Raw genomic sequence first — 20,485 nt, 5'->3', positions numbered from 1 at the left:
CCTGCCAGCGATGCAGGCACCTCGATCTTTCAGTAGAGTCGAGGTGATGCCATCGCTGGCAGGCCAGCTCCCACAGGTTTTGCGGTGAGAGATAAATGATGTACAGCCTTGAAGATCTGTTGCACCTGATGAGCCGTCTGCGCGATCCGCAGTTCGGCTGCCCTTGGGACATCAAGCAAACCTACGCCACCATCGTCCCGCACACCCTTGAGGAAGCCTACGAAGTCGCCGACGCCATCGAGCGCGGGGACTTCGATCACTTGCAGGGTGAGTTGGGCGATTTGCTGTTTCAGGTGGTTTATTACAGCCAACTGGCCCGGGAAGAAGGGCGCTTCGAATTCGCCGGCGTCATCGACAGCATCACGCGCAAGCTGATCCGTCGTCATCCTCACGTGTTTCCCACCGGCGATCTGTACGCGCCGCTGGATGTTCCGCGCCTGAGTGAAGAACAGGTCAAGCAGCGTTGGGAAGAGATCAAGGCTGAAGAGCGCGCCGAGAAATCCGCTGCACCCGAACAGCTGTCCTTGCTCGACGACGTGCCCGCCGCATTACCGGCGCTGTCTCGTTCGGCCAAGTTGCAGAAGCGCGCCGGGCAGGTCGGTTTCGACTGGCCGGACGCCTTGCCGGTGTTGGACAAGGTCCGCGAAGAACTCGATGAAGTGCTCGAAGCCATGGCCGACAATGACTCGGCAGCGATTGCCGATGAAGTCGGTGACCTGCTGTTTTCCGTGGTCAATCTGGCGCGTCATTTGAAGGTCGATCCGGAAACTGCACTGCGTGGCGCCAACAGCAAGTTCGAAAGACGTTTCCGTTTTATCGAACAGGCATTGCGCGACACCCTCCGTCCCATAGAAGATTGCACCCTCGAAGAGTTGGACGCCTTGTGGGGCGAAGCCAAACGTCAGGAAAAGAATTTGCCCAGCTGCGGTTGAGCAGTTGCCTAAGTGAGAACCAAGCACCATGAGCATTTCCCTTCGCGACCAGTTGCTCAAAGCAGGGCTGGTCAACCAAAAGCAGGCCAAACAGGTCGGCAAAGAGAAGCAGAAGCAGCAACGCCTGGCCCACAAGGGTCAGATTGAACTCGACGATTCGCAGCAGCGTGCGGCTCAGGAAGCGATGGCCGAGAAGGTCAAGCGCGATCAGGAGCTGAACCGCCAGCAACAAGAGAAAGTCGAGGCCAAGGCCCGTGCGGCGCAGATCAAGCAACTGATCGAAGTCTCGCGCCTGCCGAAGCTGACCACCGAGGACTACTACAACTTCGTTGACGACAAGAAGGTCAAGCGCCTCTGCGTCAACACGCTGATGCGTAACCAGCTCAGCAACGGCTTCCTGGCGATCGTGCACCATGCCGGCGGATACGAAGTGATCCCCCGTGAGGCGGCCCTGAAGATTCAGGAGCGCGATCCGCAACGAATCGTGCAGATGAACGTCAAGACTGAAGAAGTTGCTGCCGAGGACGATCCGTACGCGGCCTATCAGATTCCTGATGATCTGATGTGGTAGATGCCTGATGTGTAGTAGTTGCTAACTACACATGCGCTAGTACTTCGACTGTTAAATACCTTGAACCCGAAAGAGCGGATGGATACGCTCTTTCGGGTTCTTCTTTTCTGGCGTGTTTAATATCTTCAAGGAATGTTTGATCTCGGATTTTATATCGGTGTCTGTTATTTCATTAAGTATTCGATTGTTCTCGAAAAGGAGGTTTATTAACTAACTGTTGAGGTTTTTATGTTGGTCACTGTCGCGTCTTTACAACACCCCACCTTTTATTCCGAGTTTTCCTGGTCGCGCAAGCCAGGCCAGTCCATGACGGCCTATGTGAGCCAGGAGCTCGACCGCAGGATTCAATTCGTCAGCGACCGGCTCAGAGTGGCCGCTGCAACCGTGATTGATCAGTGCCCGAATAGCCACTGCCTGTTCTTTACGTTGCCCGAGTTCTTCTGGAATGTTCCGTGGAACAGCGTACAGAGCGAGGAAGAGTTATTGGAACTCAGTACGGCGTACATGGACAGAATGCCAGAATGTATGGAACAACTGATGAAGTGGCTGCCGCAGGAGCAATACGGAAAAGTTGTACTGCTGGCGGGCACGTGTGCCAACTTGATCAAAGTCGGGGAGGGTGACGCGGCTTATTTTGATGTGATCAACTACTTGATGGCATCCAGTAACTTCAAATTGCAGAGTGATGGACGGCCGGAACTGTCGATGTGGCCCAAACGTTATGTCTCCGGTATTGATTTTGGAGAGTATGTCGATAGCGAAGACGGGTATTGGTTCTTTCAGCTTTCGGAGAATGTAAGGGTCAAGGTCAAGGATTTCAGTTCGACCATAGCCGAACATCATTCTGCGCAGGGTTATGGCCCGGTATTCTCCAATACGTTGATTCCCGAGTGCCCTTTCAGTATCAATCTGTGCCTGGACTATGCCTTCCTGGAAAGTGGTCAGCGGGATGATGAGCTGGAGGCAGTCGATTCAACCATCGATTTTCTGATTGCCTGCGGGATGGATTTCGAAGAGGGCAAGCGTTACCCGGACAGTGTCCGGTTTGCGGTCAGGAACGACGGGATGGGTGAGGGCCAATGCCAGTTCGCAGAAGTGGCGTCCGGCAAAATCACTCACCTGGTTCCGTCGATGATCATCGAGGACACGCTGCACCTTGTGGTAATGGACTTGAGTTGATCGCAGTCTGTCTGGAAGTCGCCTGCCTCGGCAATTGACCGGGCAGGCGCTTGACTCGTCACGCAGGCTCAGCGGGCCGACGCTTCGCGTTTCTGTTCCTGTGTTTCCAGTTCGGCCTTGTAGCTGTGGGCGTCGGTTTCGGAATGAAACATCCCCACCAGCATGTCTTGTTGATGTACATCCCAGATACGGATACCGGCGGCGATACCTTCATGGGATTTATGTGAATCGTCGCGTTCAGTTACTTTTACAGTCATCTGCTAGCTCCAATCTCTGTTATCTGCAGCAAGGCGTGTGCAGGCCTCCGTTATATATTTTGGTAGCTTGCTAAGTAAACGGTTGAGTTCGGTAACGATTTTTTGCAAAACCCGTAAAAGTCCTGCACCCCGCCAAACACGCGGCATTCGGTCGCAGGGCGTTGAGTTTCATGACAAAAGCTTCATGTTCGCGCCGACCAAAACCGCAGTTCTGGCCTGATGGATTGAACACCGCTAAACCCGTGGGAGCTGGCTTGCCTGCGACAGCGGAGTGCCAGGCAACATTGATGTCAGGTGTGCCGACGTCATCGCAGGCAAGCCAGCTCCCACAGGTTTTGAGTCTGGCCTGACCCTTGTTTCAGGCACAAAAAAAACGCCCCGAACCAGTCGGGGCGTTTTCATGTGCGGTGAAGCAGCGGGGTATTACTTACCCTGCCAGCGCTTCAGTACCAGGGTAGCGTTGGTGCCACCAAAGCCGAAGCTGTTGCTCATCACGGTGTTGATGGTGGCGTCTTCGCGAGTCTTGGTCAGGATCGGCATGTCGGCCACTTCCGGGTCCAGTTCGTCGATGTTGGCGGAACCCGCCATGAAGTTGCCTTCCATCATCAGCATGCAGTAGATCGCTTCGTGAACGCCGGCGGCGCCCAGGGAGTGACCCGACAGGCTCTTGGTGGAGCTGATGGCTGGAGCCTTGTCGCCGAACACTTCACGCACACCTTTCATTTCCGCGACGTCGCCGACCGGAGTCGAGGTGCCGTGGGTGTTCAGGTAGTCGATCGGAGCATCAACGGTGGACATGGCCATCTGCATGCAGCGGATGGCGCCTTCGCCGCTTGGAGCGACCATGTCGTAGCCGTCGGAGGTCGCGCCGTAGCCAACGATTTCCGCGTAGATCTTCGCGCCGCGGGCCAGAGCGTGTTCCAGCTCTTCGACCACGACCATGCCGCCACCGCCGGCGATGACGAAACCGTCACGTTTGGCGTCGTAGGCACGGGAAGCTTTGTCCGGAGTTTCGTTGTACTGGCTGGACAGTGCGCCCATGGCGTCGAACAGGAACGACTGGCTCCAATGCTCTTCTTCACCGCCGCCGGCGAACACGATGTCCTGCTTGCCCATCTGGATCTGTTCCATGGCGGTACCGATGCAGTGAGCACTGGTGGCGCAGGCAGAAGCGATGGAGTAGTTCAGGCCCTTGATCTTGAACGGCGTTGCCAGGCAAGCGGAAACGGTGCTGCTCATGGTCCGCGTTACACGGTATGGGCCAACGCGCTTCACGCCTTTCTCGCGCAGGATGTCCAGCGCTTCCATCTGGTTCAGCGTGGAGGCGCCACCGGAACCGGCGATCAGGCCGGTACGCGGGTTGGAGACTTGCTCATCGGTCAGGCCGGAGTCTGCGATGGCATCTTTCATGGCCAGGTAGGCGTAAGCCGCCGCGTGGCCGACGAAGCGAAAGATCTTGCGATCGATCAGCTCTTCGAGGGGAAGGTCAATGGAGCCGGAAACCTGGCTACGCAGACCCATTTCGGCATATTCCGGGTTGAACCGGATGCCAGGGCGGCTTGCACGCAGGTTAGCGGAGACGGTCTCTTTGTCATTGCCCAGGCACGATACGATGCCCAGACCAGTGATAACGACGCGGCGCATGCGGATAACCCTTAGAAGTTGTCAGTGGAGGTGAAAACGCCGACCCGAAGGCCTTCGGCGGTGTAGATCTCGCGGCCGTCGACACTGACCGAACCATCGGCGATGGCCAGGTTCAGCTTGCCCTTCAGCACGCGCTTGATCTGAATGTTATAGGTGACTTTCCTGGCGGTCGGCAGGACCTGACCAAAGAATTTCACTTCGCCCGAACCCAGTGCACGGCCACGGCCCGGCAGACCTTGCCAGCCGAGGAAAAAACCGACCAGTTGCCACATGGCGTCGAGGCCCAGGCAGCCTGGCATTACCGGATCACCTTCGAAGTGGCAGGCGAAGAACCACAGGTCCGGAGTGATATCCAGCTCGGCGACCAATTCACCTTTGCCGTACTTGCCACCCTCGGCACTGATATGGGTGATGCGATCCACCATCAGCATGTTCGGGGCGGGCAGTTGTGCGTTACCTGGGCCGAACAGCTCACCGCGACTGCAGCGCAGCAGGTCTTCCCGAGTAAAGGCGTTTTGTTGGGTCATGCGAGCTCCTCAATAGTCCCATGCGGCAGGGTGGGGCAAATCTTCCCGACCGACCGAGGCGTTCATGCCTCGAGTCAGCAGCCTACTCATAGACTATTGCGTTGTGGTGAAAGTCACAGCACCAAGGACATGAATGTACACTTGTGCACTGAAATTATTATTCAAGCCCCTTTTCGGGCCTGTTCGGGTGCCTAAGACTGCCGCACTTTCGCCTTTCACGCCAGTCGCAGATGGTCGAAAGGCCTGCACTACTGCACCCAGCGCTGCAGAATCTGCTGCAGATCTGTACGTTTGAAGGGCTTGGCCAGGTAATCGTTCATTCCAGCCGATAAACACGCTTCACGGTCGCCCTGCAATGCATTGGCAGTCAGGGCGATGATCGGCAAGTCTGCACAGCCGGGCAGTTGGCGGATCTGACGAGTCGCTTCGTAGCCATCGATGATCGGCAGTCGGCAGTCCATCAGAATCGCTTCGAAAATCAGGCTCTCGGCACTTCGCACCGCTTGCGCGCCATCGGTCGCGACGCTGACAGTAAAGCCCAGGCTGCGCAACATTGCTTCGATGACGGTCTGGTTGACCGGGTTGTCCTCCACCAGCAGCACATTGCGTCCTTCGCCATGACCCTCGCCGGCCTGAGTGCGAGGCTTGAGTTCCGGCAGCGACTGTTTATAGAGGGCCAAGGGAATTTCGAGGGTGAACACCGAGCCCAGGCCTTCTTCGCTCTGCGCGCGCAAGGTGCCGCCCATGCGTTCGGCCAGGGTGCGCGCAATCGGCAACCCCAGTCCGGTGCCGCCGTAACGCCTTGAAATAGAACTGTCGGCCTGCTGGAACGCGTTGAACATCAATTCCAGGCTTTCAGCCGAGATGCCAATCCCGCTGTCGCGCACGGTGCAGGTGAACCACAGCAACTCGTGATCCAGAGACTGCCACTGCGGTTCGATGCTGACGCGACCTTGCTCGGTGAACTTCAGCGCATTGCCGACCAGGTTGACCAGAATCTGCCGGATCCGCGTCGGGTCGCCCTGAACCTGCAACGCACGCATGTCCTCGGGAATCGTCAGGGCCAGTTCGAGCCCGCGTTGCGCCGCGCTGTGCTGGAACGACTGGGCACAGCTGCTGATCAAGTCCGCCAGGTTGAACGGAATGTGTTCCAGCTCCAGTTCCGAACGCTCGATGCGCGAGAAATCGAGGATATCGTTGATGACTTTGAGCAGGTGTTCAGTGGACTCCGAAGCGAGCGCCGCATACTCGATCTGCTCCTCGGTCATGTCGGTGGTTTCCAGCAGTTGCAGCATGCCCAGCACACCATTCATCGGCGTGCGCAGTTCGTGGCTCATCATCGCCAGGAAGTCGGATTTGGCGTTGTTGGCCTTTTCCGCTTCTTCGCGGGTCTGGATCAATTGCGCCATGGCCTGATGCTGCTCGCGGCTGGCCTGTTCGAGGCCGTGGGCGAGGTTGTTGATGTGCTGCGACAACGCGCCCAATTCGGTGTCGTCGACGATCGGCAACGGCGTTTTGTAATCGCCATCCTGAATCGCTTTCACGGCGTGGCCGATGTCGCGGATCGGCTGCGACAAACTGCCGGCCAGGCGCCGGGCGACCAGAAAGGTAAAGAGCAGCGCGAACAAGGCAAGAATCCCGGCCTTGAACAGGATTTCCTGCTGGCGCTGGCTGAAGGCGTCATTGGATAAACCTACGATCACCCGGCCCAGATAATCCTCGGGCGGGGCGGTGCTGGCGACTTTGCTGCCCTGGAAAAAATCATTGTTCAGGGCGATCCGTTGCAGCCGTACCGGCGCCTGGAACACTTCGACCTGGTGCGAGCGCGTGTGGGTTTCCGACGGTTGCTCGACGTACACCAGAATCCGGTTGGCGCTGTCCTGTACTTCCAGGAAGCGCACGTTGGGCGTGGCCAGCGTGGCCTTGAGCAAACTTTCAAGGACCTCGTTGTTGCCCGAAATCACCCCGTACTCCGTAGCAGGCGCCAGTTGGTTGGCGATCAACTGACCGGTGTGGTTGAGCTCCTGGCGCAAATCCTGGATCCGCACGAAGGTGAAGAAACTGATCAGCAGCAACGTCAGCAACAGGGCGGGGCCGAGGCTGATGATCTGCGTGCGGGTATTGATGTCCCAACCGCGACGGAAGGTCATGGGCGTCTTTCTCCTTCGGCCAACTGTGCTGCGACAAACGCTTCAGTCACCTGTTCAATACCCAATGAACGAGCCACCTGCGGGTTACTTAACACTTTGAAGTGTTGCGGATACAACGCACGCGGCCAAGCTGTGGGCGGGCGATCGAGCAATTCGTCGAGCACTTCCAGCCAATCGTTCTGATCGCTGTAGGTGCTGGCCAGGCTACCGGCCTTGACGAACGCGGCGTTCGGGCCGACCAGCGCCAGTTGCCGCGAGTAGCTGCTCAACAGCAGGTTTTTGGCGGTTTTCGGGTTGTACAAATCGGCATCGTCGAGGCCCAGCAGCACATCGCAGTTCTTCAGCAAATCCTGCAAGGGACGGCTGTCGTTGGTGTTATCCCAGCGCTCAGCGATCACCTCGAGGCCCAACGCTTGCGCCGACAGACGCAATTCGTTGAGCAGGAATTCGCTGTGCCTGTCATACAGCACGCCGATGCGACGGGCCTCGGGCAGGATGAGACGGGACAGGCGCAATTGCCGATCCAGCGGCGGATCGCTCCAGAGCAGGCTGAGGTGCGATGGAAAATCAGCGCCGAAACGTTGGTGGGCTTGCAGGCGACTGATGCGCAGCACCAGCGTTGGCGGACCTTGTGTCTCTTGCAGGCGCCAGTCGAGGCTCGGCAGATCAAGCAGGATCAAACGGGTATCGGTGGGAAGTCTGCCCGGCCTCGGCAAGCTGTCCAGTACCTGGAAACGCACGTTGTCGGCGGGGCGCATGCCGCTCAGCGCCTGCACAAAGGATTGCACGCCGGGATTGTCTTCGGTGCCGGTCAGCAGAATGTCGGCGGCTTGTGCCGGCAGGTTGCCGAGCAGACCGCCAAACACCAGGCACAATCCTGCCAGCAGGCGGCCAAGGGTTGGCGACTTACGCGACAGGCGCTGCAGCATTTAAAACGTCAGCTCCGCGCTGAAGTAGACAACCCGACGCTCGTCGTAGTTGTTATCGACGAAGGTGGTGGGTTGATTGTCGAGGCGTTGCTGGAGCACGCCAGCCAGTTCCAGGCTGGCCTTGCCCAGGCCGATGCGTTTGGCGATGCGCGTGTCGACGCGTTCGAAGCGGTAGCCGTTGAGAGCGTCATCCCCGTAATAGAAGAGGGCGCTGTTCCAGCCGTGGCCCCAATTACGCAGCCAGCCGGCGGAACCGCTGTTGCGCGCAGTGAACAACTCATCCTGAGGATTGCTCGCCTCGGCGTCGACGTAGGCATAAGTCAGGCGCAGCCGATCGGCGCTGCTCAGGCGCCAGTCCAGCTGGGTTTCCGCGCCCTTGAAGCGCGAACTGTTGGAATTGCTGGCGATGTACTGATTGTTGCGCAGCGGTTCGCTGATCATGCCGCTGATTTCGTCGTAGAACAGCTTCACATCGACGGTCAGCCCCAGCTCTGCAAAGTAGCCGTTGTAGCCCAGTTCGCGTGAGCGCATGCGTTCCTGTTCGAGGTCGCCGGGGCCGCGGGTCTTGACGAAATACCGGGCGCTGGACTGGCCATAGGCACTGGGTCGCAGGTTGGTGACCTGGTAACTCCAGTTGACGTTGTTTTCGAACATGTCCGGTGAACGAATGGCTTCCGAGTACACGGCCCGCAGGCCATGGCGCGGGTTAATCAGGTAATTGACCGCCACTCGCGGGGTCAGCGAGCTGCCGGTCAATTGTGTGTCTTCGAACATGGCGCCGCCCTGCAGCAACCAGTGCTCGGTGGCGCGCCACTCGAGTTGGCCGAATGCCCGCCAGGTGGTGTCATCGAGGGTGCCATTGAAGTAGGTCTCGGAATCTGCCCGGTCGTAACGATAGTTCATGCCGCTGACCAGTCGCAGACTGTCGGACAGGCTGAGGGTGTCTTGCAATTCGAGGTCGTAGCGCGATTCCCGGGCGCTCTGGTCGATGTCGCCACAGAGGGTTTGTCGGGCACCGTTGCGCCATTGCGCCAGCACCTGATTCCCCAGCGCACGTTCCGTCGCAGTACCCGGTGGTGCGCCAGGGCCCGTGTAGCGCTCCATGTTGCGTGCCAGGCGTTCGGTGTAGTTCGGGTTGAGCTGCCAGAGTTCGGTCAATTCCGGGCTGAACGACACTTCGGCATCGCAGGCGCGCCAGGTCTGCTGACGGTCCCAGTGCTGGGCCGAACCCTGGATATAAAGGCTGTGATCAGGATTGATGTCGAGGTTCCAGCGCAAAGAGCTGGCGTAGTCCTTGGCAATAACGTCGGAATTGTTCCCGGCAGCAGTAATCCCGGAGAACACCGGGCGGTAGGTATAAGGCCGCTGGTTGGTCCCGTCTTTGGCGTTCAACTGCCAGTCGATGCTCTGGTTTTCACTCAGCGTCTGACTGACGGCCAGGTTGAAACGGTTCAAGCGGCGACTGTCGCGATAATCGGCACCGTTGCGGCTGGTGTCGAAGCCGTCATCTTCCTGGCCGGACAGCGACAGGCGCAGGTCGCCGCCGTCCCAACCCGTGCCCTGGCTGGCGTAAAAGTCGTTGATGCCGCGCTGGCCACGGGTCACTTTCATCCGTGTGCCGTGGCTGTCGGCCGGGTTGCGGGTGATGATGTTGACCACCGCCATCAGCGCATTGGCGCCGTAACTGACGGTGTTGGGTCCGCGGAAAACCTCGATGCGCTCGATGTCTTCCATGGCCACCGGAATATCACTCCAGTCCACCGTGGCCAGGCCGGCGCGGTATACCGAACGGCCGTCGATCAGCACTTGCATGCGCCGCGCTTCGGTGGCGTTGGTGCCGTGGTAGTTCACCGCCGCCTGGTTGCCGCTGATGTTGCCGACCATCATGCCCGGCACCAGCCGCAGCAACTCGCTGATGTCCCGCGCGCCGCTGGCGTCGATCAGTTCGCTGTCGATCACCGTCATGCTTCCCGGGACAGCGGCCGGCGACTGCTTCAGGCGGGTGGCCGTGAGCACTTGCGGCAGCGGTTCGTTGTCGAGAAACAAGTCGTCGGCCAGCAATGGCGAGCTGAAAAGCAGTGCCAGAACCAGCGGCGAGCGGGGTGAAGGAGAGCCAAACGACACGAAACGTCCTTGATAACGATTAGTTGGCGCGCATGTTAACCGAGCTGATCGACTTTTCCATTCACGATGCCGGCATTTTCCTAGGATTTATTGGTCTTCTTCCTACAAGTGCCGGTAATTGATGCGGGGGCTGGCCGCCACTGGGACGCTCCGTATAATGCCGACATCGCCACTGGTATGGATTAACGGATTGCATATGACTGAACAGCGCCCAATTGCGGTCCTGGGAGGCGGAAGTTTTGGTACCGCCGTGGCTAATCTGCTGGCCGAGAACGGGCATCAGGTCCGGCAGTGGATGCGTGACCCCGAGCAGGCCGAGTCCATTCGGGTCAATCGCGAGAACCCGCGTTACCTCAAAGGCATCAAGATTCTTCCGGCGGTAGAACCGGTGACCGACCTGCAAGCGACCCTGGAGGCCTGCGACCTGTGCTTTGTCGCGCTGCCGTCCAGCGCGTTGCGCTCGGTCCTGGTCGCGCACGCCGAACGTTTGAGCGGCAAACTGCTGGTGAGCCTGACCAAAGGCATCGAAGCCCACACCTTCAAACTGATGAGCGAGATCCTCGAAGAGATCGCTCCGCAAGCGCGCATCGGTGTGCTGTCCGGGCCGAACCTGGCCCGTGAAATCGCCGAGCACGCGCTGACCGCCACGGTGGTCGCCAGCGAAGACGAAGAGCTCTGCCAACGGGTTCAGGAAGCGCTGCATGGCCGTACCTTTCGCGTGTACGCCAGCGCCGATCGCTTCGGCGTGGAGCTGGGCGGGGCGCTGAAAAATGTGTACGCGATCATCGCCGGCATGGCGGTGGCGCTGGGCATGGGCGAAAACACCAAGAGCATGCTGATCACACGCGCGCTGGCGGAAATGACCCGTTTCGCGGTGAACCAGGGCGCCAACCCGATGACGTTCCTGGGGCTCGCGGGCGTGGGCGACTTGATCGTCACGTGCTCGTCGCCGAAAAGCCGCAACTACCAGGTCGGGTTTGCGCTCGGTCAGGGGTTGAGTCTTGAAGATGCGGTGACCCGTCTGGGCGAAGTCGCCGAAGGCGTGAACACGCTGAAAGTGCTCAAGGCCAAGGCTCAGGAAGTGGGCGTCTATATGCCGCTGGTCGCCGGGTTGCACGCGATCCTGTTCGAAGGGCGCACGCTCAATCAAGTGATTGAACTGTTGATGCGCGGCGAACCCAAAACCGATGTGGACTTCATTTCCACCAGTGGTTTCAACTGATCACGCTTTCCAGGGAGATGCACATGAACGATCCGAAAACAGAGGCCACCTACGAGTCCATTCTGCTGCGGGTGTTATGGATGATCGTCTTCTTGCTGGTCTGGCAAGTGGCGCAGTTCATCCTCGGCGCGGTGGTGCTGGTGCAACTGATCTATCGTTTGATTTATGGCGCCCCGAGCGCCAGCCTGATGAACTTCGGCGACAGCCTGAGCCAGTTCCTGGCGCAGATCGGTCGTTTCGGCACCTTCCACAGCGACCAAAAACCCTGGCCGTTCGCCGACTGGCCGACGCCGCGTACACCGGAAGGCGAAGCGCCGCACGCCGTGCCGCCAGCGCCACATCCGGCCCGAGATGAGGAGCCCAAGCTATGAAACTCTGGGTATTGCGTCATGGTGAAGCCGAGCCTTATGGCTCGCGTCCCGATTCGGAGCGGACACTGACAGAGCATGGTCGTAAAGAAGTGCTACTCAGCGCGGCTAAACTGATCGGCCAGCCCATTACAGCCATCTACGCCAGCCCGTTTTTGCGAGCGCAGCAGACCGCGCAGCTGGTGCGTGAAGCGCTGGGCTTTCAACCGGACATTCGCACTGTTGAATGGCTGACCCCCGGTTACAGCCCGCAAGCGGTCGCAGAGCAATTGGTGTCGGTGGATTACGCGCTGCTGGTCAGTCACAACCCGTTGGTGGGCAACCTGCTGGGTTACCTGCAGAACGGCCATGTGCAGGACCCGGAAAAAGTGGGAACCGCCGGCCTTGCCGAGCTCGAAGGTGACTTGCCGCTGGCTGGCGCGATGAAACTCAACGGTATCAAGCACCCCGGATAATTGAAGAAACCGTATCCCTGTGGGAGCGAGCCTGCTCGCGATAGCTGCACTTCGGTTTAACAGATATATCGAGGCGCCTCCTTTCGCGAGCAGGCTCGCTCCTACAGGGTTCGCCGGCGTCGCGGGATTTTGTATGAAATAGTCAACCAAGCAACCGCTTGGTTGACTACGCTTGCTCCAGACCAAAAATAAAGGAGCGAGTCGCATGTCTGCTGCTTTTCGTTTGCCGCTGGACGTCTTTTACGAGCGTGAAGCCCGTCATCCCCGTCAACGGTTTCTGGTCCAGCCTACCGGCGGTGGACAGGTCGAGACCCTGACCTGGGCCGACGTCGGCCATCAGGCTCGCTGCGCCGCGCACTGGCTGCGGGCCCGCGAACTGCCCCAAGGCAGCCACATCGCCCTGATCTCGAAAAACTGCGCGCACTGGATCATCGCCGACCTGGCGATCTGGATGGCCGGGCACGTTTCAGTGCCGCTGTACCCCAACCTCACCGCCGAATCCGTGGCGCAAGTGCTCGAACACTCAGAAGCGGCGCTGGCGTTCATTGGCAAACTCGATGACTGGTCGGGCATGTCTCGCGGGGTCAGTGCCGATCTGCCGACCATCAGCCTGCCCTTGCATCCGCCCGGGACCTTCGATTTCAGCTGGGCCGACTTGCAACGAAGCTCACCGATCCAGGACGACCCGAAACCCGCTGCCGATCAATTGGCGACCATCATTTACACCTCCGGCACCACCGGGTTGCCCAAAGGCGTGATGCACAGCTTCGGCACACTAGGGTTTGCCACCACCCGCGGCACCCAGTTGTTTGGCCTCAACGAGTCGGACCGACTGCTGTCTTACCTGCCGCTGTGCCACGTCGCCGAGCGAATGTTCGTCGAGCTGGCGTCAATCTATACCGGGCAAACCGTGTTCTTTGCCGAAAGCCTCGACACCTTCCTCACGGATTTGCAGCGCGCCCGGCCGACTGCGTTGTTTGGTGTGCCGCGAATCTGGACCAAATTCCAGATGGGCGTGTACAGCAAGATCCCGGCGAAACGCCTCGATTTTCTGCTCGGCCTGCCCTTCATCGGCAAGCGGGTAGGGCACAAAGTGCTCGCCGGGTTGGGGCTGGATGCATTGCGCGTAGCGTTGTCCGGCGCCGCGCCGGTGCCGCAGACCTTGTTGCTGTGGTACCGCAAGCTGGGGCTGGATGTGCTGGAGGTCTACGGCATGACCGAGAGCTGCGGTTATTCCCACATCGGCCGACCCGGCGAGAACAAACCCGGCTGGATCGGCAAGCCTTGTCCGGAAGTTGAAGTGCGGATCGCCGACTCCGGCGAAGTCATGGTGCGTAGCGGGGCGACCATGCTTGGTTATTTCAAGGACCCTGTGAAAACTGCAGAAACCATCACCGAAGACGGCTTCCTGCGCACCGGTGACAAGGGCGAGCAAGATGCTGAAGGCAACCTGCGCCTGACCGGGCGGCTAAAGGAAATCTTCAAGACCAGCAAGGGCAAATACGTCGCCCCGGCCCCGATCGAAAACCGGCTGGCGGTGCATTCGCGGATCGAACAAGTGTGCGTGGTCGGCGATGGCTTGAGTGCGCCGCTGGGATTGTGCGTGCTGTCGGCGGTCGGTCAGCAGGACGCCGGAGGAACGGCGCGGGCGGGCCTGCATTCCAGCCTGGAAAAACTGCTGGAGGAGGTCAATGGTGTGCTCGACAAACACGAACGCTTGCGTCGCCTGGTGGTGGTCAAGGACAGTTGGGCGGTGGAAAACGGCTTCCTGACGCCGACCCTGAAGATCAAGCGCAACGTGATCGAAGCGGCGTACGGTGACCGGTTTGAAGAATGGAGCGAGCGCAGCGAGGCGGTGCTGTGGCAGGATTGAGCCACGAATAAAACCAACAAAGGAAAGCAACGATGAGTCTGTGGCGTACCACTCCCAACGTCGAGCAGTTGAACGCAATCCAGAAAAACACCATCGGCGAAGTGCTGGATATTCGCTTCGAAGCCTTTGATGAAGAGTCCCTGACCGCGAGCATGGTCATCGACCACCGCACGCACCAGCCATACGGTCTGTTGCACGGCGGCGCCTCGGTGGTGCTGGCCGAGACGGTCGGTTCCATGGCCAGTTACCTGTGCATCGATGCCAGCAAGTTCTATTGCGTGGGCCTGGAAATCAACGCCAACCACTTGCGCGGACTGCGCAGCGGTCGGGTGACGGCGGTGGCCAAGCCGATTCACATTGGCCGCACGACCCATGTCTGGGATATCCGTTTGACCAGCGATGAAGGCAAGGCCAGTTGCGTGTCGCGGTTGACCATGGCGGTGGTGCCGTTGGGTGAGAATCCACCGGGTCGCTGACCGTCGAGTGACCGACATTTTCCGGCCCGATGATTACCTGTGGCGAGGGAGCTTGCTCCCGCTGGGCTGCGAAGCAGCCCCGGTGCACCCCAATCTCCAGTCCCACGGCGTTCACCGTATTTACGACTGCTGCGCAGCCGAACGCGAGCAAGCTCGCTCGCCACAAGGTTTTCCGATTTCTGAATGGCCCATTCCCCTGACCGGACTGTCATCATTCCTGGCACTTACAGTCATTGCCGCAGCCTCGCGTCTTACGGACAATCAACGCTTGTTCTAGCTCATGGATCGACCGGTATGTCGCAACAGATATTTTTCGCCCACGCCAACGGCTTTCCTTCGGGCACCTATGGCAAGTTGTTCGCGGCGCTGGCGCCCGAGTATCAGGTGACGCATCTGGAACAGCACGCCCACGATCCGCGTTTCCCGGCGGACGACAATTGGCGCAACCTGGTGGATGAGCTGATCCATCACCTCAAGCAGCAACCGGAACCGGTCTGGGGTGTCGGCCATTCCTTCGGTGGCGTGCTGCACCTGCACGCGGCATTGCGTTGCCCTGAACTGTATCGCGGCGTGGTAATGCTCGATTCACCGGTGCTGACCCGCACCGATCAATGGGTGATCCGTGCTGCCAAGCGTTTCGGTTTCATCGACCGCCTGACCCCGGCCGGCCGTACGCTGGGACGACGGGAAGAGTTCGCCGACCTGGAAGCGGCGCGACTCTATTTCGCGGGTAAAACCCTGTTCCGCAGCTTCGATCCCGAATGCTTCGACGCTTACCTGCAACACGGTTTGCAAAAAGTCGGCAACAAGCTGCGCCTGCGCTTCGACCCGGCCACGGAAATCAGCATTTACCGTGGCGTCCCGCACACCAGTCCAGGCCGCGCACGGCAGTTGAAAGTGCCGCTGGCGGTGGTGCGCGGGCACAAGAGCCGGGTGGTGATGCGTCACCACACCAGCTCCGTGGGGCGCATGCCATTGGGTGAATCCCTGACGATGCCCGGTGGCCACATGTTTCCCCTCGAACGTCCGCAAGACACCGCCACGCTGCTGAAAAACCTGTTCAGCCGCTGGGAAAGTCGTAACAAGCAGGACTGCGCATGAGCCACGTTGTCGAAGAAGTTCGCCTGAGTCTTCCGCACATCGAGCTGGCAGCGCACCTGTTCGGCCCTGAAGACGGCCTGCCGGTGATCGCCTTGCACGGCTGGCTGGACAACGCCAACAGCTTCGCCCGGCTGGCGCCGAAGCTTAAAGGCCTGCGCATCATTGCCCTGGACATGGCCGGTCACGGTCACTCCGGTCATCGCCCGACCGGCGCCGGTTACGCGATGTGGGACTACGCCCACGATGTGCTGCAAGTCGCCGAACAGCTGGGCCTGAAGCGTTTTGCATTAATGGGACACTCCATGGGCGCGATCGCCTCGTTGATCATCGCCGGATCGATGCCCGAGCGCGTCACGCATCTGGCGTTGATCGACGGCATCATTCCTCCTACGGACAAGGGCGAAAATGCCGCCGAACGCATGGGCATGGCCCTGCAAGCGCAGCTGGATTTACGGGAAAAACGCAAACCGGTCTACAGCACCCTGGACCGTGCCATCGAGGCGCGAATGAAAGGACTGGTGGCGGTCAGTCGTGAAGCCGCCGAGCTTTTGGCCCAACGGGGTTTGATGCCGGTGCCGGGCGGGTACACCTGGCGCACCGACAACCGCCTCACGCTGCCGTCGCCACTGCGTCTTACCACCGAACAGGCGATGGCCTTCGTCCAGCGAGTCAGTTGTCCTGCGTTGCTGGTGGTCGCTGCCGACGGCATGCTCGCCAAACATCCCGAACTGCTGGAGCGTCTACCCTTTAGCCGTGAACAGCTGCCCGGCGGCCATCATTTGCACCTGAATGACGAACCCGGCGCCGACCTTGTCGCAGACTGTTTCAATAGGTTCTTCGCCGTTCCTTGACTTGCGCCGGGCAACTGTCGAGGCTGGGCGGGTTGAAATGGGAGACAACCATGATAGATCTCTACACCGCTGCGACCCCGAATGGCCACAAGGTCTCTATCGTGCTCGAGGAACTCGGCCTGCCCTACACGGTGCACGCCTTGAGTTTCGACAAAAAGGAACAGAAGTCACCGGACTTCCTCAAGATCAATCCCAATGGCCGGATTCCGGCCATTGTCGACCGCGCCAACGGCGATTTCGCCGTGTTCGAATCCGGCGCCATCCTGATTTACCTCGCTGAACTGAGCGGCAAACTGCTGCCGAAAGACCCCAAGGGGCGTTCAGTGGTCCTGCAATGGCTGATGTTCCAGATGGGTGGGATCGGGCCGATGCAGGGCCAGGCCAACGTGTTTTTCCGCTACTTCCCGGAAAAACTTCAGGGCGCGATCGACCGTTACCAGCATGAAACCCGGCGCCTGTATGAAGTGCTCGATACGCGCCTGCAAGCAGTCGAGTTTCTGGCGGGCGAGTACAGCATTGCCGACATCGCCACCTATCCGTGGGTGCGTGGCCACGAGTGGTCCGGTGTCGAGGTTGAAGGTTTGCCGGCCTTGCAGCGCTGGATGGCGACCATGGAAGCACGCCCGGCGGTCCAGCGCGGTTTGCTGGTGCCCGAGCGCATCGATGATGCCAGTGTCGTCAAGGGTGCCCAGGCCATGCTGATCCGATGAGTCTATCCATGCGTTCATTCAGTGTGCTGGCGCTGTGTTGTTTCAGTCCCTTGTTGTTTGCCGCCGATGTCCCGGGCAGTCAGGACTTGCTGATCGTGCCGCGTATGGCCGATGCACAGATCGTCGACTATCGCCCGGGCGTTGAGCTTGAGCGGATTTATCCGCTGGGTTCGATCCGCAAGATCAGCGGCCAGTTGCGCTTCGATGGTCAGGTCAGCGCCCGGGGAACCGCGACCTCGGTGACCTACGAGTTGCCGCCGGAGCATTCTTCAACCGACGCCTTCACCGCCGCCCGTGAAGCCTTGCAGAAGCAGGGCGCCGAACTGCTGTTCTGGTGCCAGGCGCGCGATTGCGGTGAAAGTAGCCTGTGGGCCAATGATGTCTTCACCAATGCCAAGCTCTACGGCGCCGATGATCAGCAGGCGTATTTGCTGCTGCGACTGGCGGCGCCACAGGACAACACGCTCGTTGCGCTTTACAGCATCACTCGCGGTAATCGCAAAGCCTACCTGCACGTCGAACAGTTCGACGCTGCTGCCCCGCTAGGCGATTTGCTACCAACCTCGGCAACGTTGCTGCGAGAGCTTAAAAGCACCGGTGAACTCGATTTCCCGAAGCTGAGCGCTGATCCTGATGACACCTGGCTGCGCTTGATTTCTCGCGGCTTGAACCTCGACACCACCTTGCGGGTCAGTGTTTCCGGAGCCAAGGCAGAAGCCTGGCGTCAGGCGCTGATCGGGCAGGGCGTGCGGGCGGCGCGAATGGAAGCCGGCAACGTCGAAGGCTCTGGCCTGCACATCGAACTGTTGCGATAAGCTTCATCAGGCGAACGCGCCGGGCGCGTTCGCCTATTCTTTTCTGACTGACTTCTTCGAGACTCTACATGCCCAATAACGATCGGCTGTTGGTGCAGATCCTGCTCCTGGTGCTGTTTGGCGCGAGCTTCTGGGTGATGGCGCCGTTCTGGTCGGCGCTGTTCTGGGGCGCGGTGCTGGCGTTCGCCAGTTGGCCGTTGATGCGGTTGTTGACCCGCTGGCTCAATGGTCGCGAATCCCTGGCTGCGCTGGTACTGACACTGGGTTGGATGTTGCTGGTGGCAGTGCCGCTGGTGTGGCTCGGGTTCAACCTGGCGGACCATGTGCGTGATGCCACGGCGTTCATCAAGGATGTACAGATGGACGGCTTGCCGGAAGCACCGACCTGGCTGGGTGGTGTGCCTCTGGTGGGCGAGCGGCTGGTGGTGATCTGGAACAGCATCGATCAGCAAGGCGCGGCGATGATGGTGGCGATCAAACCTTATCTGGGCCAGGTAGGCAACTGGTTGCTGGCACGCAGCGCGCAGATCGGCGGCGGCATTCTCGAGCTGACATTGAGCATTGTCTTCGTGTTCTTTTTCTACCGCGACGGGCCTCGGTTGGCGACGTTTGTCCATGGCTTGCTGGAACGGCTGATCGGTGATCGTGCCGGGTATTACATCGAGCTCGTGGCCGGGACCGTGCAGCGGGTGGTGAACGGGGTGATCGGCACGGCAGCGGCGCAGGCGGTTCTGGCATTGATCGGGTTTTTGATTGCCGGAGTGCCCGGGGCGCTGGTGCTTGGCATCGTGACGTTCATGCTCAGCCTGATTCCGATGGGGCCACCGTTGGTGTGGATTCCGGCCACCGCGTGGCTGGCCTGGAAAGGCGAGTACGGGATGGCGGTGTTCCTCGGGTGCTGGGGCACGTTCATCATCAGCGGCGTCGACAACGTGCTGAAGCCGTACCTGATCAGCCGGGGCGGGAATTTGCCGTTGGTGATCGTATTGCTGGGCGTGTTTGGCGGGTTGATTGCGTTTGGGTTTATCGGGTTGTTTATTGGGCCGACGTTGCTGGCGGTTGCGTACAGTCTGTTGACTGACTGGAGCAAGAGTCATGCGCGGGTAGATGATCGCCGGCCGTAAGGTTTTTATTGCGGCCTAGGGCCTCATCGCGAGCAGGCTCGCTCCCACAGGGTTCGGTGGTGTTCACACATTCTGTGTTTCACCTCGGTCCCATGTGGGAGCGAGCCTGCTCGCGATGCTTTTGACTTAAGTCGCTACGTTCAGGTATTTACCTACCGTCGCCACATTATCCAGCGAATACTGCTTACTCAGATTGGCGATCATTTTGTTCAGCGCTTCATTGACGTTGAACTCTTCACTGGTTTTCTCACGCCCTGCTTGCAATGCCGCTTTCAGTTCATCGCTGCTGACCCCGCCGCTGCTGTCACTGTCCAGCACTTTTAGCAGCGCGGCGCTGGTGTCAGTGCTGGTCGATGAAGTGCTGTTGCTGGCCTGCAACGCGCTGCTCAATTCGGTGGCGGTCACGCTGCCATCGCTGTCCGTATCAAGGTGGCTGAACAATGCTTCGCTGGACACCTGTTGTGGCGGCGGTGGCGGCGGGGTGAGGCTGGCAGCGAGTTCGTCCTTGCTGACGGTGCCGTCTTCGTTCTTGTCCAGGGCCGAGAAGATCTCTTCGCTGTCGGCACTGCTGCCGGCATTGCTCAGACCGTTGCTCAATTCGTCACTGCTGATGGCGCCGTCACCGTCGGCGTCCAGGGCGCTGATGAGCGCATCGGCCAGTTCAGTGTTCGGTGCCTGGTCATGCGGTGGTGGCGGCGGTGCCATTGCGGCCATTTCTTCGCTGCTCAGGCTGCCACTGTCGTCGCTGTCCAGGTCGCCAAAGTTCTTGCTCAGGCTGACCAGAAGACCATCGTCGGTTTTCTGCGACAAGGCACTTTCAAGCTCGTCCTGATCCACCGCACCGTCGCTGTTGCTGTCGAGTTTGGCGAACAGTTCTTTCTGGAATTGCTGGCTGCGGGCGTTGTTGGTTGTGGTGCTGCTGGTGCTGGTATAGCTCGTGTAGTTGCTGACGCTACCAATCATTGGGCTCACTCCCTGGAATGGAAAACCGGCGGGTGCACCGGCTTATGCAGCGTCAAGGGGCAAGGTGTCGTGGGTGTGTGGAGTTTGTACCGAGTGGTACACATGCGCAGGAATCAAAAACGCCGCAAACCCTGTGGGAGCGAGCCGGCTCGCGATAGCGGTGTGTCAGTCAACATCAATGGCGACTTATACACCGCTATCGCGAGCAGGCTCG

Annotated in this window: 20 protein-coding genes; 13 read left to right on the top strand and 7 right to left on the bottom strand. The window is 59.6% G+C overall.

What is annotated here, in order from left to right; all coding sequences use genetic code 11:
- The first annotated feature begins 98 nt into the window (after positions 1-98).
- The 3 genes from mazG (at position 99) to ACRC4F_RS26455 (ending at position 2,682) form a co-directional block, all read left to right on the top strand.
- A complete protein-coding gene (gene mazG, locus ACRC4F_RS26465; protein ID WP_438662005.1) occupies positions 99-932 on the top strand; it encodes a nucleoside triphosphate pyrophosphohydrolase in 834 nt (277 codons plus the stop codon).
- A 28-nt stretch (positions 933-960) separates the two neighbouring features.
- Entirely contained in the window at positions 961-1,503 is a 543-nt protein-coding gene (locus ACRC4F_RS26460) for a DUF2058 domain-containing protein (protein ID WP_007949507.1), read from the top strand.
- 228 nt (positions 1,504-1,731) lie between these two features.
- The gene (locus ACRC4F_RS26455; protein WP_438662004.1) at positions 1,732-2,682 is read left to right on the top strand and encodes a hypothetical protein; all 951 of its coding nucleotides are present in this window, start codon (positions 1,732-1,734) and stop codon (positions 2,680-2,682) included.
- Between the two features lie 68 nt (positions 2,683-2,750).
- Here the strand turns inward: ACRC4F_RS26455 and ACRC4F_RS26450 are convergent, their stop codons facing one another.
- The 6 genes from ACRC4F_RS26450 to ACRC4F_RS26425 all read right to left on the bottom strand — a co-directional run bounded on the left by ACRC4F_RS26450 (position 2,751) and on the right by ACRC4F_RS26425 (position 10,313).
- Positions 2,751-2,939 (bottom strand): hypothetical protein, encoded by a 189-nt coding sequence (locus ACRC4F_RS26450; protein ID WP_438662003.1) that lies wholly within the window; start codon positions 2,937-2,939, stop codon positions 2,751-2,753.
- Between the two features lie 423 nt (positions 2,940-3,362).
- Positions 3,363-4,583: a beta-ketoacyl-ACP synthase I gene (gene fabB, locus ACRC4F_RS26445; RefSeq protein WP_438662002.1), complete on the bottom strand. Its 1,221-nt coding sequence runs from the start codon at positions 4,581-4,583 to the stop codon at positions 3,363-3,365.
- 11 nt (positions 4,584-4,594) lie between these two features.
- Entirely contained in the window at positions 4,595-5,110 is a 516-nt protein-coding gene (gene fabA / locus ACRC4F_RS26440; protein ID WP_438662001.1) for a 3-hydroxyacyl-[acyl-carrier-protein] dehydratase FabA, read from the bottom strand.
- Between the two features lie 248 nt (positions 5,111-5,358).
- A complete protein-coding gene (locus ACRC4F_RS26435; RefSeq protein ID WP_438662000.1) occupies positions 5,359-7,260 on the bottom strand; it encodes an ATP-binding protein in 1,902 nt (633 codons plus the stop codon).
- Positions 7,257-8,189 (bottom strand): ABC transporter substrate-binding protein, encoded by a 933-nt coding sequence (locus ACRC4F_RS26430; protein ID WP_438661999.1) that lies wholly within the window; start codon positions 8,187-8,189, stop codon positions 7,257-7,259. Before ACRC4F_RS26430 ends, ACRC4F_RS26435 begins: the two co-directional genes overlap by 4 nt.
- On the bottom strand, positions 8,190-10,313 hold the full coding sequence (locus ACRC4F_RS26425) for a TonB-dependent receptor plug domain-containing protein (RefSeq protein ID WP_438661998.1): 2,124 nt from the start codon (positions 10,311-10,313) through the stop codon (positions 8,190-8,192). It abuts the gene before it with no gap.
- A 196-nt stretch (positions 10,314-10,509) separates the two neighbouring features.
- Here ACRC4F_RS26425 and ACRC4F_RS26420 point away from each other — a divergent pair, with 196 nt between their 5' ends.
- The 10 genes from ACRC4F_RS26420 (at position 10,510) to ACRC4F_RS26375 (ending at position 19,308) form a co-directional block, all read left to right on the top strand.
- Positions 10,510-11,535, top strand: a complete 1,026-nt coding sequence (locus ACRC4F_RS26420; RefSeq protein WP_438661997.1) for an NAD(P)H-dependent glycerol-3-phosphate dehydrogenase — start codon at positions 10,510-10,512, stop codon at positions 11,533-11,535.
- A 23-nt stretch (positions 11,536-11,558) separates the two neighbouring features.
- A complete protein-coding gene (locus ACRC4F_RS26415) occupies positions 11,559-11,906 on the top strand; it encodes a DUF4389 domain-containing protein (protein WP_010457073.1) in 348 nt (115 codons plus the stop codon).
- Positions 11,903-12,358 (top strand): phosphohistidine phosphatase SixA, encoded by a 456-nt coding sequence (gene sixA, locus ACRC4F_RS26410; protein WP_438661996.1) that lies wholly within the window; start codon positions 11,903-11,905, stop codon positions 12,356-12,358. The genes ACRC4F_RS26415 and sixA overlap by 4 nt, the downstream gene beginning before the upstream one ends.
- A gap of 205 nt (positions 12,359-12,563) precedes the next feature.
- Positions 12,564-14,231: an AMP-binding protein gene (locus tag ACRC4F_RS26405; RefSeq protein ID WP_438661995.1), complete on the top strand. Its 1,668-nt coding sequence runs from the start codon at positions 12,564-12,566 to the stop codon at positions 14,229-14,231.
- 32 nt (positions 14,232-14,263) lie between these two features.
- Complete coding sequence (locus tag ACRC4F_RS26400; RefSeq protein ID WP_438661994.1) at positions 14,264-14,707, top strand: hotdog fold thioesterase; 444 nt, start codon at positions 14,264-14,266, stop codon at positions 14,705-14,707.
- Positions 14,708-15,001: 294 nt separating this feature from the next.
- The gene (locus tag ACRC4F_RS26395) at positions 15,002-15,808 is read left to right on the top strand and encodes an alpha/beta fold hydrolase (RefSeq protein WP_438661993.1); all 807 of its coding nucleotides are present in this window, start codon (positions 15,002-15,004) and stop codon (positions 15,806-15,808) included.
- Positions 15,805-16,659, top strand: coding sequence for an alpha/beta hydrolase (locus ACRC4F_RS26390; protein ID WP_438661992.1), 855 nt, complete (start codon positions 15,805-15,807; stop codon positions 16,657-16,659). Before ACRC4F_RS26395 ends, ACRC4F_RS26390 begins: the two co-directional genes overlap by 4 nt.
- A 50-nt stretch (positions 16,660-16,709) precedes the next feature.
- Positions 16,710-17,369 (top strand): glutathione S-transferase family protein, encoded by a 660-nt coding sequence (locus ACRC4F_RS26385; RefSeq protein ID WP_438661991.1) that lies wholly within the window; start codon positions 16,710-16,712, stop codon positions 17,367-17,369.
- A gap of 8 nt (positions 17,370-17,377) precedes the next feature.
- Entirely contained in the window at positions 17,378-18,184 is an 807-nt protein-coding gene (locus ACRC4F_RS26380; RefSeq protein ID WP_438661990.1) for a DUF4892 domain-containing protein, read from the top strand.
- Between the two features lie 68 nt (positions 18,185-18,252).
- Positions 18,253-19,308, top strand: coding sequence for an AI-2E family transporter (locus ACRC4F_RS26375; RefSeq protein ID WP_438661989.1), 1,056 nt, complete (start codon positions 18,253-18,255; stop codon positions 19,306-19,308).
- A 126-nt stretch (positions 19,309-19,434) separates the two neighbouring features.
- On the opposite strand, the gene xopAW is transcribed toward ACRC4F_RS26375, so the two are convergent.
- A complete protein-coding gene (xopAW, locus tag ACRC4F_RS26370; protein ID WP_438661988.1) occupies positions 19,435-20,271 on the bottom strand; it encodes a XopAW family type III secretion system calcium-binding effector in 837 nt (278 codons plus the stop codon).
- Between the last annotated feature and the right edge of the window lie 214 nt (positions 20,272-20,485).

It is taken from the genome of Pseudomonas sp., assembly GCF_051660785.1.
Lineage (GTDB): Bacteria > Pseudomonadota > Gammaproteobacteria > Pseudomonadales > Pseudomonadaceae > Aquipseudomonas.
This window is presented reverse-complemented; position numbering and strand designations above follow the sequence as displayed.